The organism is Pseudomonas brassicacearum (assembly GCF_009601685.2).
Lineage (GTDB): Bacteria > Pseudomonadota > Gammaproteobacteria > Pseudomonadales > Pseudomonadaceae > Aquipseudomonas > Aquipseudomonas kilonensis_B.
On the sequence record NZ_CP045701.2, the window covers coordinates 65,508 to 77,941 of the forward strand.

Sequence of the window (12,434 nt, forward strand, 5' to 3'; positions counted from 1 at the left end):
CTCACAGGTTGTACTGCTTGCGTTTGCGATACAGCGTGGAGGCATCGATACCCAGGGTCTTGGCCGCCTGGTCGAGGGTGTCGGCCGTGGCCAGTACCGCGCCGATGTGGGCTTTTTCCAATTCGTCGAGGCTCAGTGCGGCGCCAATGCGCGGAGCGTTGTTGACAGGCTGCTCGGCCATGCCCAAATGACTGATTTCGACTTTTTCCTGAGGGCAGATGATGCTGGCGCGTTCGACCACGTTGCGCAGTTCCCGGATGTTGCCCGGCCACCGATAGCCTAGCAGCGCTTCGCGCGCTTCGTCGCTGAAGCCCCGGGCCGGGCGCGCGTATTCCTTGACGAAGCGGGCCAGGAAGCGGTCGGCCAGGGTCAGGATGTCTTCGGCGCGCTCTCGTAGCGGCGGCAGGTGCAGGGTGATGACGTTCAGGCGATACAGCAGGTCTTCGCGAAAGCGCCCGTCGCGCACCATGTCTTCGAGGTTGAGGTTGGTCGCTGCGAGAATCCGCACGTCGGCGCGACGGGTGACTGGGTCGCCTACCCGTTCATATTCCTTGTCCTGGATGAAACGCAGCAACTTTGGTTGTAACGTCAGGGGAAAATCGCCGATCTCGTCGAGAAACAGCGTGCCACCGTCGGCCTGGTTGACGCGTCCCAGCGTGCTTTCGCTGGCGCCGGTGAAAGCCCCACGACTATGGCCGAACAATTCGCTTTCCATCAACTCAGCGGTCAGTGACGGGCAATTGATGGTGACGCAGGACTTTTTCGCGCGCTTGCTCCAGCCATGGATCGCTCGCGCCAACTCACCTTTACCGGTGCCGGACTCCCCGAGGATCAGAATGTTGGCATCGGTACTGGCAACCTGACGCGCGGTCTCCAGGACGACTTTCATCGCCGGGCTGTGGGAGTCCAGGCCGTCCTTGGGTTTGCGCACTTCCCCTTCAAGGGCTTCGAGCCTGGCCGACAGTTGGCGTACTTCCAATTGCTTGGCGGTCGCCAGGCGCAATTGATCAGGGCTGCAAGGCTTGACCAGATAGTCGGCCGCCCCGGCCTGGATCGCATCGACCGCAGTATCGACCGCCGAGTGGGCGGTGACGATGACCACGCGCATCCAGGGTGCCTGGATACGCATTTGTGCCAGGACATCCAGGCCATTGTCCTCCCCCAGGCGCAGGTCGAGAAAACACAGGTCGAACACCTGGCGTTGCAGCAGTGCGTCGGCCTGGGCGGCGCTGTTGGCGGTGGCGACGCTATAGCCTTCGTCTTCCAGGCAGTATCGGAACGTACGCAGGATGGCGGACTCGTCGTCTACCAGCAGAATGCGGCCTTGGTGCTCAGTGGCGGATTCCATTTTTCCTACGCTCCTTTGGTCAATGATGTTGGTTAGTGTCAGAAAAATCGGGCAAGTTGCATGGTCGATTCTGAGGGAATATTACTCACCGTGAATGGCTCTGTGGACGTCAGACTCCTAAAAGACTGATTTGAGTTCCTTTTTTTATGATTTGTGTGGTTCGGACGGTTCGCATCGCTCATTCCGACAGCTGTGTCTCACAGCCAATTCGAAAACAATCTAACGTCTTTTCTCTTTCATTCGTGCAATACGCACGACCCACAGGGGGGCCATCGTGCAGGATGCGCTCCCAGTGTTGTGCAGTTATTTATTAACTCATTGATTTTAAAGATGTTTTCATCTTAAAAATTCCTGGCACGCCGGCTGCAATGCTCTGGTTAACGTGGCGTTCGCGCGCCTCAACCAGATCACTGCACCCGGGTGGGGGAGGAATTCCAGGATGAATCGTCAACGTGCCGCTCGATTTGGCGCCGCCCAATTTAAAAGCGCTGCCCAATTTCGACTCTCTTCCCTGCACATCCAGCAGGGCATGTGGGCAGCCTTGGCATTGTTGGTCACCCTCGTGGCAGGCCAGCAATGGTTGCTCTGGCATGAAAGCCAGCAGCCCGAAGCGCCGCAGGTGTCGATTCACCGCGCCCCACAAACTCATTTCAGCGCCGTCAGCAGCCTCAAAGAAGCCTCCGCTTCAATGCGCATGATGGATGTCGACCAGGCTCAGCCATTGGGCGCCATGCCGCGTGAAGAGCGTTGGGTGTTCTAACCCGATGAACCGGTCGTCCACTGCGCCGGAACCATCACCGCAAGACCCTCACTAAATAGAAAAAGCGTAAGGAGAATCACCATGTTGAGCTGGGCAATTACCTTCCTGATCATTGCCATCATCGCCGCGGTACTGGGCTTCGGTGGTATCGCAGGCACCGCCACGGGCATCGCCAAGATTCTCTTTGTCGTGTTTCTGGTGATGTTCATCGCTTCCTTCTTCTTTGGCCGTCGTGGCCGAGGCTGACCATGAGCGTTTCATTCAAAGGACTGGCCGCCGCCCTGTTGCTGGGCGGCAGCGCCATGGCAATGGCTGCCAATGATGGACAGATGCGCGTCAATGAGTTGCTTGAGGCCGACCCGCAATACCGTGAAACCTGGCAGCAGGTCGTGGAAAAAGAAGAACGCCTGCCTGAATGGGTGATGAACCTGTCGGGCGATGCCCAGCAGATGAATGCCGTCGAGGAAGACGGCGACAAGTACTTGGTGGGACCACTGTGTGAAACCCAGGCGACGTGCCGCAGCAAGCGCCTGTTTGTCGCCGTCAGTTTCGACAAGGACGAGGCCTACGCCATGTTGGTTGAAGTCCCGGCCGCACTACCCGCCGACAAATCGCCGACTCGTCACGCTGACTACCGTTTCCTCGGCAAGCCCGATGACGGTATGCAGAAACTGTTAATGGAACAACTCAAGAAAGATCCGAACTGGTACTGATTCTGAAAAACGGGAAAGGCAGCCCTGCTTTTCTCTGCTGCACAGCCCGAGGAGGGCCGGTGCATGACCAGGGGGCCGGGACGTTCTGACGGATGAGCGTCGGAGTGACCTACGGGCACAAGGGGTGCCTGCGAAAGGGCCGGGTCAGGTAAAAGCTGCGACGCAGGTTCGCGAAGCCATCATGGCTTGGCGAACTTGCGTAGAGCTTTGTGACGCAAGATGCTTGCGCCAGAGCGGTTGCCGGATTGGGCGCCGCAGGCCGCCCGGCGATGCGGCATTTTGTCTCCTCCCGCCTGTTTATTCCCCTTTCCCTGACCGTATATCGGAGAATGCCGACGCAATTTCTCCCTGGGGCCGCGTCTCGATTCGCTGCCGTCTCACCGGTTCCCCCCGCTTGCGAGAGAAAGCCCAGCTACGCTGAAATGGCCGGTTCACGGCACTTATGCCTGCATAAATGTCGTATTCGAACCGCTTGGAGGGCGGGTTTCGTTTGAAAAATCTCATGCCGATTCGGCATAGGGTAGGCGTTTACGGCATTAGACGAGCCCCCCTTGCATCGCAATAGTTGCGCCTTTTTTCGCCTGCCAGTAAGCCGCTAACGCGCTCGGGGTGACCTTATACGGGGGCGGGGGCGCGGATGTTTTTTCGTCATCGACGATGCATTCGCGCCACTGTCCGAGTCCAACTGAAGTAAGGGTAACGATATGAAGAAGGCACGACTAAGCCTCGCCTGGCAGATCCTCATCGGTCTGGTGCTAGGGATTGCATTGGGCGCGCTGCTCAACCATTTCAGTGCCGAGAAGGCCTGGTGGATCAGCAACGTGCTGCAACCGGCGGGCGATATCTTTATCCGTCTGATCAAGATGATCGTGATCCCGATCGTGATTTCCTCGCTGATCGTCGGCATTGCCGGAGTCGGTGATGCCAAGAAGCTCGGGCGCATCGGTCTCAAGACCATCCTTTACTTCGAAGTCGTCACCACCATCGCCATCGTCGTCGGCCTGCTGCTGGCCAACTTCTTCCAGCCCGGCAGCGGCATCGACATGAGCACCCTGGGTACGGTGGATATTTCCAAATACCAGGCCACGGCCGCGGAAGTCCAGCATGAACATGCGTTCGTCCAGACCATCCTCAACCTGATCCCGTCGAATATCTTCGCCGCCGTTGCCCGTGGCGAGATGCTGCCGATCATTTTCTTCTCCGTATTGTTCGGCCTGGGCCTGTCCAGCCTGCAATCGGACCTGCGCGAGCCGCTGGTGAAGATGTTCCAGGGCGTGTCGGAAAGCATGTTCAAGGTCACCCACATGATCATGCAATACGCCCCGATCGGCGTGTTCGCCCTGATCGCGGTGACGGTCGCCAACTTCGGTTTCGCGTCGCTGCTGCCGCTGGCCAAACTGGTGATCCTGGTTTACGTCGCCATCGCCTTCTTCGCCTTCGTGGTGCTGGGCCTGATCGCCCGCCTGTTTGGCTTCTCGGTGCTCAAGCTGATGCGCATCTTCAAGGATGAGCTGGTGCTGGCTTACTCCACCGCCAGTTCCGAAACCGTGCTGCCGCGCGTGATCGAGAAGATGGAAGCCTATGGCGCGCCAAAAGCCATCTGCAGCTTCGTGGTGCCCACCGGCTATTCGTTCAACCTCGATGGCTCGACCCTGTACCAGAGCATCGCGGCGATTTTCATCGCCCAGCTGTACGGCATCGACCTGTCCATCAGCCAGCAGTTGCTGCTGGTGCTGACCTTGATGGTCACCTCCAAAGGCATCGCCGGTGTGCCGGGGGTGTCGTTCGTGGTGTTGCTGGCGACCTTGGGCAGCGTGGGCATTCCGCTCGAAGGCCTGGCTTTCATTGCCGGTGTCGACCGCATCATGGACATGGCCCGTACCGCCCTGAACGTTATCGGCAACGCCCTGGCCGTGCTGGTCATCGCCCGCTGGGAAGGCATGTACGACGACGCCAAGGGCCAGCGCTACTGGAACTCCCTGCCGCACTGGCGCAGCAAAGAGCCGCTGCCGGCGGGGGAAACTTCCAGCCATTGATGCCAAGCAAACCCCGGAGAAATCCGGGGTTTGTCGTTTCTGCCAGCCCCGCTATCATTCGCGGCATCTTCCGGGGGATTTGACCGATGCTCAATGGCCTGTGGCTTGGCTTCTTTATCGTGGCAGCCGTGTCGGCGCTGGCGCAGTGGCTGATCGGTGGCAACGCCGGAATCTTCGCGGCCATGGTGGAAAGCATCTTTGCCATGGCCAAGCTGTCGGTTGAGGTCATGGTCCTGCTGTTCGGCACCTTGACCCTGTGGTTGGGCTTTTTGCGCATCGCCGAAAAGGCCGGCATCGTCGACTGGCTGGCCAAGGCCCTCGGCCCGCTGTTCTTGCGCCTGATGCCCGAGGTGCCTGCCGGCCACCCGGCCATTGGCCTGATCACCCTCAACTTCGCCGCCAACGGCCTGGGACTGGACAACGCGGCCACCCCCATCGGCCTCAAGGCCATGCGCGCCCTGCAAGACCTCAACCCCAGCCCGACCATCGCCAGCAATGCGCAGATCCTGTTCCTGGTGCTCAATGCCTCGTCGCTGACGCTGCTGCCGGTGACGATCTTCATGTACCGCGCGCAGCAAGGCGCGCCGGACCCGACCCTGGTGTTCCTGCCGATCCTGCTCGCCACCAGCGCCTCGACCCTGGTGGGACTGCTGTCGGTGGCGTTCATGCAACGCCTGCGGTTGTGGGACCCGGTGGTGCTGGCTTATCTGATCCCGGGGGCGCTGGCGCTGGGCGGGTTCATGGCGCTGTTGGCAACGCTCTCGGCCACGGCGCTGGCGGGGTTGTCATCGATTCTTGGCAACCTGACGCTGTTTGGCCTGATCATCCTGTTCCTGGTGGTGGGGGCCCTGCGCAAGGTCAAGGTGTATGAAGCCTTCATCGAGGGCGCCAAGGAGGGCTTCGACGTCGCCAAGACGTTGCTGCCCTACCTGGTAGCCATGCTCTGCGCCGTGGGCGTGCTGCGGGCTTCGGGGGCGCTGGATTTCGGCCTCGACGGCATCCGGCACCTGGTGCAGTGGGCCGGCTGGGACACGCGCTTCGTCGATGCCTTGCCGACCGCCTTGGTCAAGCCATTCTCCGGCAGTGCCGCCCGGGCGATGCTGATCGAGACCATGAAGACCTCCGGCGTCGACAGCTTCCCGGCCATGGTGGCGGCAACCATCCAGGGCAGCACCGAGACCACGTTCTACGTGCTGGCGGTGTATTTCGGCGCCGTGGGCATCCAGCGGGCGCGCCATGCCGTGGGGTGTGCGCTGCTGGCCGAATTCTCCGGGGTCGTGGCGGCGATTGGGGTTTGCTACTGGTTCTTCGGCTGAACCCCAATCCATTGCTTCAGATGGCGCGCCTTCAGTCAGGCGCAGGCGTTGCGAAACGCTGGCCTTGCTCCAATGTCCAGGCCACTACTTCGGCCGTCAGCCGGTCACCGGCCCGGCCAAAGCCGTCCACCACCGCCGGCACTTTCACATCGCTCAACGGCTGGCGCACTTCAAAACGGCGACTGGCCAGGATGCGCTGGTCGAACCCGCGCACCAGCAGCGCGTCCAGGCGAACCACCACGGTGGCCGCAGTGCCCTGGTATTCGGTCTGGAACGCCTGCAATTGCCCGCCCAGTTCCAGGTCTGCTTGCAGGTTGCTGTCGGCGACGCTCAACAGCCTGACGCGTCCATCCTGGGCGAAGCCATCGAGCAGGCGGTTGCGCAACAACACCGGGGCCGGGTCGCTCCAGCGCGAGGCGGCGTAGCTGCTGAACAGATTGCCCTGGGGGATCACCGCGATTTTCGGGCTGTTGAGCACCTCGCTGGCCTGGGGGCTGGCCAGGCGCAGCGACCAGCTCACCGCCGTGCCCGCAGATGCCGGGACCTGGGTGGCGGGCAAGCGATACACATTCGAAGGTTCAGCCTTGGGCAAAATCGAGCAACCGCCTACCAGGACAAATCCTGCCAGCAAGAGAAGAGGGCGGATAAACCGGTTGGACGGCTTCATGGCGTGAACTCCTTGTCCTTGTCATTGCCCAGCAAATAGCCGCTGGGGTTGGCATCCAGGCGCCGGGAAATCCCCCGCAAGGCGCTCAGGGTTTCGCGCAGCTCGCGCACGGCTGGCGCAAGGGCATTGAGGCCTTGCATGCCGTTATTCAACGAATCGCGGTTGTCACTCAACAGTTTGTCGAGCGTTGCGGTGCTGCGAGCCAGGGACTGCATGGCCTGGCCGGCGCTGCCGAACGCTTGTTTGCCCTGGTCGTTGAGCAAGCCATTGGCGTTGCGCATCAACGCGGTGGTCTGTTCCAGCGTGGCGCTGGCCTGTTTGCCGATGGACGCCAGTTGCTGCATGGCCTGGCGAATATCGCCGCGCTGCTCGGCAATGACCCCGGTGGTTTGTTCCAGATGCTCGAGCGTCTTGCCCAGGCTTTGAACGTTGTCCGAGGAAAACACCTCATTGGCGTTGTGCAGCAGCAGGTTGATGCTGGTCATCACGTCATCGCTGTTGTTGAGCAGGCGGGCGATAGGCGAGGGTGCGGCGATGATCACTGGCGGCTCACCGTCGTGCCCCGTCAGCGCCGGGCTTTGGGGCGTGCCGCCGCTGAGCTGGATAATCGAGGTGCCGGTGATGCCGGTCAGTGCCAGCTTGGCCTGGGTGTCTTGCTTGACCGGTGTTTCCCCGCTCAAGCGCACCCGCGCCAACACCCGACGCGGGTCCTTCGGGTCCAGGCGCAGGTTGACGACGTCGCCGACCTTGATCCCGCTGTACTCCACCGAGCTGCCTCGGGACAACCCGCTGACCGCCTCGTTGAACACCACTTCGTAATACTTGAATTCGCTGTCCACGTTGGACTTGGCCAGCCACAGGCCAAACAACAGGGCGCCGGCCACCACAATGACGGTGAACAGGCCGATCAGCACATGATGGGCTCGGGTTTCCATGTCAAACCTCGTTGGATTGTGTAGCGGCCGATAACGCCGCGCGGCCGCGAGGGCCATGGAAGTATTCGTGAATCCAGGGGTCGTCGGTTTCCGACACCTTGTCGATGACATCGGCCACCAGGACTTTTTTCTGCGCCAGCACCGCCACCCGGTCGGTGATGGTGTAGAGGGTGTCCAGGTCGTGGGTGACCAGGAACACGCTCAAGCCCAGGGCATCGCGCAGCGTCAGGATCAACTGGTCGAACGCCGCCGCACCGATGGGATCGAGGCCGGCGGTGGGTTCGTCGAGAAACAGGATGTCCGGGTCCAGGGCCAGCGCACGGGCCAGGGCCGCGCGCTTGATCATGCCGCCGGACAGCGAGGCGGGGTATTTGTCGGCGGCCGAGAGTGGCAGCCCGGCCAGCGCGAGTTTCACCGCCGCCAGGTGCTCGGCGTCGGCCCGGCTGAGCCCGGCATGTTCGATCAGCGGCAGGGCGACGTTTTCTGTCACGGTCAGTGACGAAAACAGCGCGCCTTTCTGAAACAACACGCCAAAGCGCCGTTCCACCCGCGAACGTTGCTCCGGGGGCAGGCTCGGCAAGTCCTCGCCGAACACCCGCACGGAGCCTTCGCTGGGGCGGTTCAGGCCGACGATGCTGCGCAGCAGCACCGATTTGCCGCTGCCGGAGCCGCCGACCACGGCGAGAATCTCGCCCTTGTACACGTCCAGGTCGAGGTTTTCGTGCACGCTCTGGCGGCCAAAGCGATTGCACAGGCCCCGCACTTGAATCACCGCCTCAGCGGGTGGTCGTAGGGCTTGGCTCACCAGTTCATCTCCATGAAAAACAGCGCGGCCACGGCATCGAGCACAATCACCACGAAAATCGACTGCACCACGCTGGACGTGGTGTGAGCCCCGACCGACTCGGCACTGCCACTGACCTTGAAACCCTCCAGGCAGCCTACGGCGGCGATCAGGAAGGCAAAGATCGGCGCCTTGGCCATCCCCACCAGGAAATGTTGCACGCCGATGTCCGACTGCAACAGTGTCAGGAACATGGCCGGTGAAATACCCAGCGACAAAGCGCAGACCACGCCGCCACCGATAATTCCTGAAAGCATGGCCAGGAAGGTCAGCATCGGCAGCGCCACCAACAGCGCCAGCACCCGTGGAATGACCAGCAACTCGACCGGATCGAGGCCAAGGGTGCGGATCGCGTCGATTTCTTCGTTGGCCTTCATCGAGCCGATCTGCGCGGTGAACGCGCTGGCAGTGCGGCCCGCCATGAGGATGGCCGTGAGCAATACGCCGAACTCGCGCAGGAACGAGAACGCCACCAGGTCCACGGTAAAGATGCTGGCGCCGAAATCGGCCAGCACCGTCGCGCCGAGGAACGCCACCACCGCGCCCACCAGGAATGTCAGCAGGGCGACGATGGGGGCCGCGTCCAGGCCGGTCTGTTCGATGTGAACGACCATCGCTGTCATGCGCCACCGCCTGGGACGAAACAGGTTGCGGCCCAGGGTTTCCAGGATCAGGCCGACAAAACCCAGCAGTTGCAGGGTGTCTTGCCAGACTTTGTCCACGGCGCCGCCGATCCGTGCCAGCAGCTGTGTCATCACGCTGACCTGCGGCTCTTTCACCGGCGCACAAAAGTCTGTCAGCGAGCAGTAGACCGTCTGCAACAGCGCCCGCTCGGCGGCCGGCAAGCGGCAATCGGGGTGCTCGGCGGTCTTGCCCAGCCGTTCGGACCCCAGCAGCTCCACCAGCAACGAAGCCCCGGCGGTGTCGAGGGCGCCGAGGCCGTTGAGGTCGATCAGGGTGTTCTCGTCGTATTGGCCGCGCAAGGATTCGCTCAAGCGCTTGAGCTGCGCGTAATGGGCCAGCGTCCAGTCGCCGCCGACCCGTAGCTGCGCCGGAGAGCGAGACGTGTCCAGCCGGGCAGTGCCAATGTGGGATCCGGGGGTCATAAGCTCCATGCTCGTTCGACTTGAACAGCGCTACCTAATAGCACGACCGCCGTTAATTTGCTTCGGGCGTGGCGGCGTTCACCGTGAAACGCAGCACGCCGATCATCTGGCCATTTTCCGTCAGCACCCGCACCTGCCATTTGCCCGTCGGGTCTTGCGGGAAGTTCTGCTTGTGGGTCCAGGCGCGATAGCCTTCCTTGCGCCCGCCGTGGATGTCCAGGGCGATGCGGTCGACTTCTTTGCCGTTGAACTGCCAGACGTGATAAATCCGCTCATCAAGCCCTCGCGGCGCATTGATGGCGGTGTAGGCGTACAAGCCGTTGCCGCGAATCTGCGCCGCACTGACCTCCTTGAGGCTGGCGCCCGGCGTGCGGTCCTCCAGCTGGGTACTGATCGCCACTTCGGTCATCCACAGCGTGGCCGGTGGCACCCAGGAGCGCAGCACCCAGCCAGCGGCGCCAATCCCCACGGTGATGCACAGGATCGCCAGGGCGTTGCGCACGGTGCGGATCGGGAAGATCGAGGCCAGGCTGGGAAACGACAGCAGCATGGCAATGCCCAGGGCCAGCTTGAAGCTCTGGTCGGTGGTCAGGTGCAGGATGACCGGCAACGCCGTGAGCAGGGCGGCGAACAGCGTCAGCGTGTGCAACGCCAGGAAGGCCCAGCGCCGGGGCGCCAGCCATTTGTAGTACAGCGGGTCGATGATCGAAATCAGCGCCGCGACGGTCAGCAGGCCGGTGAAAATCAGCTGGCTGCTGTTCCAGGTGGTGGTGATGAAGAAAAACGGCAGGACGAAAAACAGGCTTTCCTGGTGAATCATCTGCGTGGCGTAGCGCAACAGCGGCTGGGGGATTTCCCGTTTGAAAATCCGCGCGAACAGCCGGGTCATGCTGTTCTCGACCATCAGCCAGAGCCAGCTCACCAGCATCATGATGGCGATCCACGTCGCCAGGCCCTGCTGGCGATCCACCAGCATGAAACTGCCGACCCCGGAAATGAAACCACCGAGCGCAATGACCCCTGGATAGCGCTTCATTAATTCAAGGATGCGCTGGATGTAGAGCGTCAGGTTTTGCATTCGGCGGTTCACAGTAAGTCGTAGGAAATATCCCTGACAGAGTATCGTCAGGACATCGATGTGACGAGTGCTCTTGTGGCAAGTGGATTTAGCAAAACTTGGCACCTCCCTGTAGGAGCTGCCGAAGGCTGCGATCTTTTGATCTTGATCTTTCACTTGATACTCAAGCGTCAGGGGAAAGATCGCAGCCTCGTTGCACTCGTCAGCTCCTACGTCGCCGACGCACTTGCCACATCACCAGTCCGAGCAACAGCAACCCCAGCAAGCCGCCCAGCCCCCAGACGAATTCATCATCACTGAGCAAAGGCTTCTCGATGCGCAGGTAACCCGGGTCCTTGAGCAGTTCGCGCAGGGCCACGTTGGCTTGTTCCAGGCTCACCTCCTGCAGGCGCAGGGCCGGGTTGGCGAAGCGGCCGTCTTCATAATCGCCCAGGGCACCCCAGTAGTAATCGGCCAGTGCGCTGTTGCCTTGAACCGCCCAGGATTGGTGGGCAATGGCCGCGCGTTTGATCCGCACGAAACCGGCGGGGTCCAGGCCATCCTTGAGCAATGACTTGCGCAGTTCTTCCAGCGCCTGTTCGGCTTGGGGCAGGTCTTCGCGGGACAGGTCCGCGTTCAGGCTGAAAAAGCCAACGCCGCCGAACACCTCGCGCTCGGTCCACGGTCCGTAGGACAAGCCGCGTGCCAGGCGCAGTTGGCGATAGAGTGCCCAGTCCAGGTAATCCTTGAGCAGGTCGAAGGTTTCGTCATGCTGCTCATCCAGCACCGGCTCCGGGAACAGCCAATGAAGCTTGGCGCTGTCGCCGACCAGGCCGTGGATCAGGTTGCGTTTGGTGACCGCCTTGTAGCGGATCTGCGGCAGTGCCTCATGTGCGCTGGGCTCCACCGGATCGAGTTCGCCAAAGGTGCGTTCCAGGTAGGCCGGCAACAGTCGGTCGAGATCGCCAACCACGATCAACGTCATGTTGTTCGGTGCATACCAGGCCTTGCGCACTTGTTCGAGGCGGGCAAGGGTGTGGCGCTGGACCTCGGCCCGTTCCGCGCAGTGCAGGCCCAACTCGACCGCCAACTGGTTGCTGGCCTTGTGGCCCAGGTCCTGGTGATCGAGCCAGCGTTGCAGGTGGGTGTAGTGGCCACCGTCCTCGCGTTCCACCACCCGCTTGGCCGCCTCCAAGGCGTTTTCGTCGATACGGGTGCGGGTCAACAGCGCCAGCAGCAGGTCCAGGACCTTGCGTTGATTGCGCGCCGGCGCCTCGATAACGAACGTGGTGTCGGCGTTGCTCGTGAAGGCATTCCACTCGCCACCCAAGGCTTGCATGCGCTCCTCCAGGCCGCCTTCACCGCTCTCATCGACGCCGCTGAACAGCAGGTGTTCGAGCAGATGCGGCAGTTCCTTGTCGGCACAGCTGAAGTCGTCCAGGCCCACGCCGACCACCAAGCGGATCGCCACATGCCCGCGCTCGGTGCCGGGCTTGAGTATCAGCTGCATGCCGTTGGGCAACGTATAGCCTTCGACCTGAAACCGGTCCAGGGCGACCACGGGCAGTGAACCGAGCAAAAGAACGGCGAGCAACAAACAGCGCATAAGGGCTTCCTGGCGGCTGAGTGGAGGTCCATGGTGCCGGGCAGGC

12 protein-coding genes are annotated in these 12,434 nt (G+C 61.8%); 5 read left to right on the forward strand and 7 right to left on the reverse strand.

Annotation, left to right across the window (positions count from 1 at the left end; all coding sequences use genetic code 11):
• Position 1: 1 nt before the first annotated feature.
• Positions 2-1,348, reverse strand: coding sequence for a sigma-54-dependent response regulator transcription factor AlgB (algB, locus tag GFU70_RS00300; protein WP_003196247.1), 1,347 nt, complete (start codon positions 1,346-1,348; stop codon positions 2-4).
• Positions 1,349-1,787: 439 nt separating this feature from the next.
• On the opposite strand from algB, the gene GFU70_RS00305 reads away from it, so the two are divergent.
• From GFU70_RS00305 to GFU70_RS00325, 5 genes are all read left to right on the forward strand, one after another.
• Positions 1,788-2,108 (forward strand): hypothetical protein, encoded by a 321-nt coding sequence (locus tag GFU70_RS00305; RefSeq protein ID WP_058544833.1) that lies wholly within the window; start codon positions 1,788-1,790, stop codon positions 2,106-2,108.
• 81 nt (positions 2,109-2,189) lie between these two features.
• On the forward strand, positions 2,190-2,354 hold the full coding sequence (locus GFU70_RS00310; RefSeq protein ID WP_003177151.1) for a DUF1328 domain-containing protein: 165 nt from the start codon (positions 2,190-2,192) through the stop codon (positions 2,352-2,354).
• Between the two features lie 2 nt (positions 2,355-2,356).
• Positions 2,357-2,821 (forward strand): inhibitor of vertebrate lysozyme family protein, encoded by a 465-nt coding sequence (locus tag GFU70_RS00315; RefSeq protein ID WP_058544834.1) that lies wholly within the window; start codon positions 2,357-2,359, stop codon positions 2,819-2,821.
• A gap of 704 nt (positions 2,822-3,525) precedes the next feature.
• Complete coding sequence (gene gltP / locus GFU70_RS00320) at positions 3,526-4,857, forward strand: glutamate/aspartate:proton symporter GltP (protein ID WP_058544835.1); 1,332 nt, start codon at positions 3,526-3,528, stop codon at positions 4,855-4,857.
• 86 nt (positions 4,858-4,943) lie between these two features.
• Positions 4,944-6,173, forward strand: coding sequence for a nucleoside recognition domain-containing protein (locus tag GFU70_RS00325; protein ID WP_116643522.1), 1,230 nt, complete (start codon positions 4,944-4,946; stop codon positions 6,171-6,173).
• 31 nt (positions 6,174-6,204) lie between these two features.
• Here the strand turns inward: GFU70_RS00325 and GFU70_RS00330 are convergent, their stop codons facing one another.
• The 6 genes from GFU70_RS00330 to GFU70_RS00355 all read right to left on the reverse strand — a co-directional run bounded on the left by GFU70_RS00330 (position 6,205) and on the right by GFU70_RS00355 (position 12,388).
• Positions 6,205-6,840 (reverse strand): ABC-type transport auxiliary lipoprotein family protein, encoded by a 636-nt coding sequence (locus tag GFU70_RS00330; protein ID WP_058544837.1) that lies wholly within the window; start codon positions 6,838-6,840, stop codon positions 6,205-6,207.
• On the reverse strand, positions 6,837-7,775 hold the full coding sequence (locus GFU70_RS00335) for an MlaD family protein (RefSeq protein ID WP_058544838.1): 939 nt from the start codon (positions 7,773-7,775) through the stop codon (positions 6,837-6,839). The genes GFU70_RS00330 and GFU70_RS00335 overlap by 4 nt, the downstream gene beginning before the upstream one ends.
• A 1-nt stretch (position 7,776) precedes the next feature.
• Entirely contained in the window at positions 7,777-8,580 is an 804-nt protein-coding gene (locus tag GFU70_RS00340; protein ID WP_153387431.1) for an ABC transporter ATP-binding protein, read from the reverse strand.
• Positions 8,577-9,725 carry an ABC transporter permease gene (locus tag GFU70_RS00345; protein WP_153387432.1) on the reverse strand — a complete coding sequence of 383 codons (1,149 nt, stop codon included), beginning with the start codon at positions 9,723-9,725 and terminating at the stop codon, positions 8,577-8,579. The genes GFU70_RS00340 and GFU70_RS00345 overlap by 4 nt, the downstream gene beginning before the upstream one ends.
• A gap of 52 nt (positions 9,726-9,777) precedes the next feature.
• A complete protein-coding gene (locus GFU70_RS00350; protein ID WP_058544841.1) occupies positions 9,778-10,803 on the reverse strand; it encodes a DUF5924 family protein in 1,026 nt (341 codons plus the stop codon).
• A gap of 202 nt (positions 10,804-11,005) precedes the next feature.
• On the reverse strand, positions 11,006-12,388 hold the full coding sequence (locus GFU70_RS00355) for a M16 family metallopeptidase (RefSeq protein ID WP_153387433.1): 1,383 nt from the start codon (positions 12,386-12,388) through the stop codon (positions 11,006-11,008).
• Between the last annotated feature and the right edge of the window lie 46 nt (positions 12,389-12,434).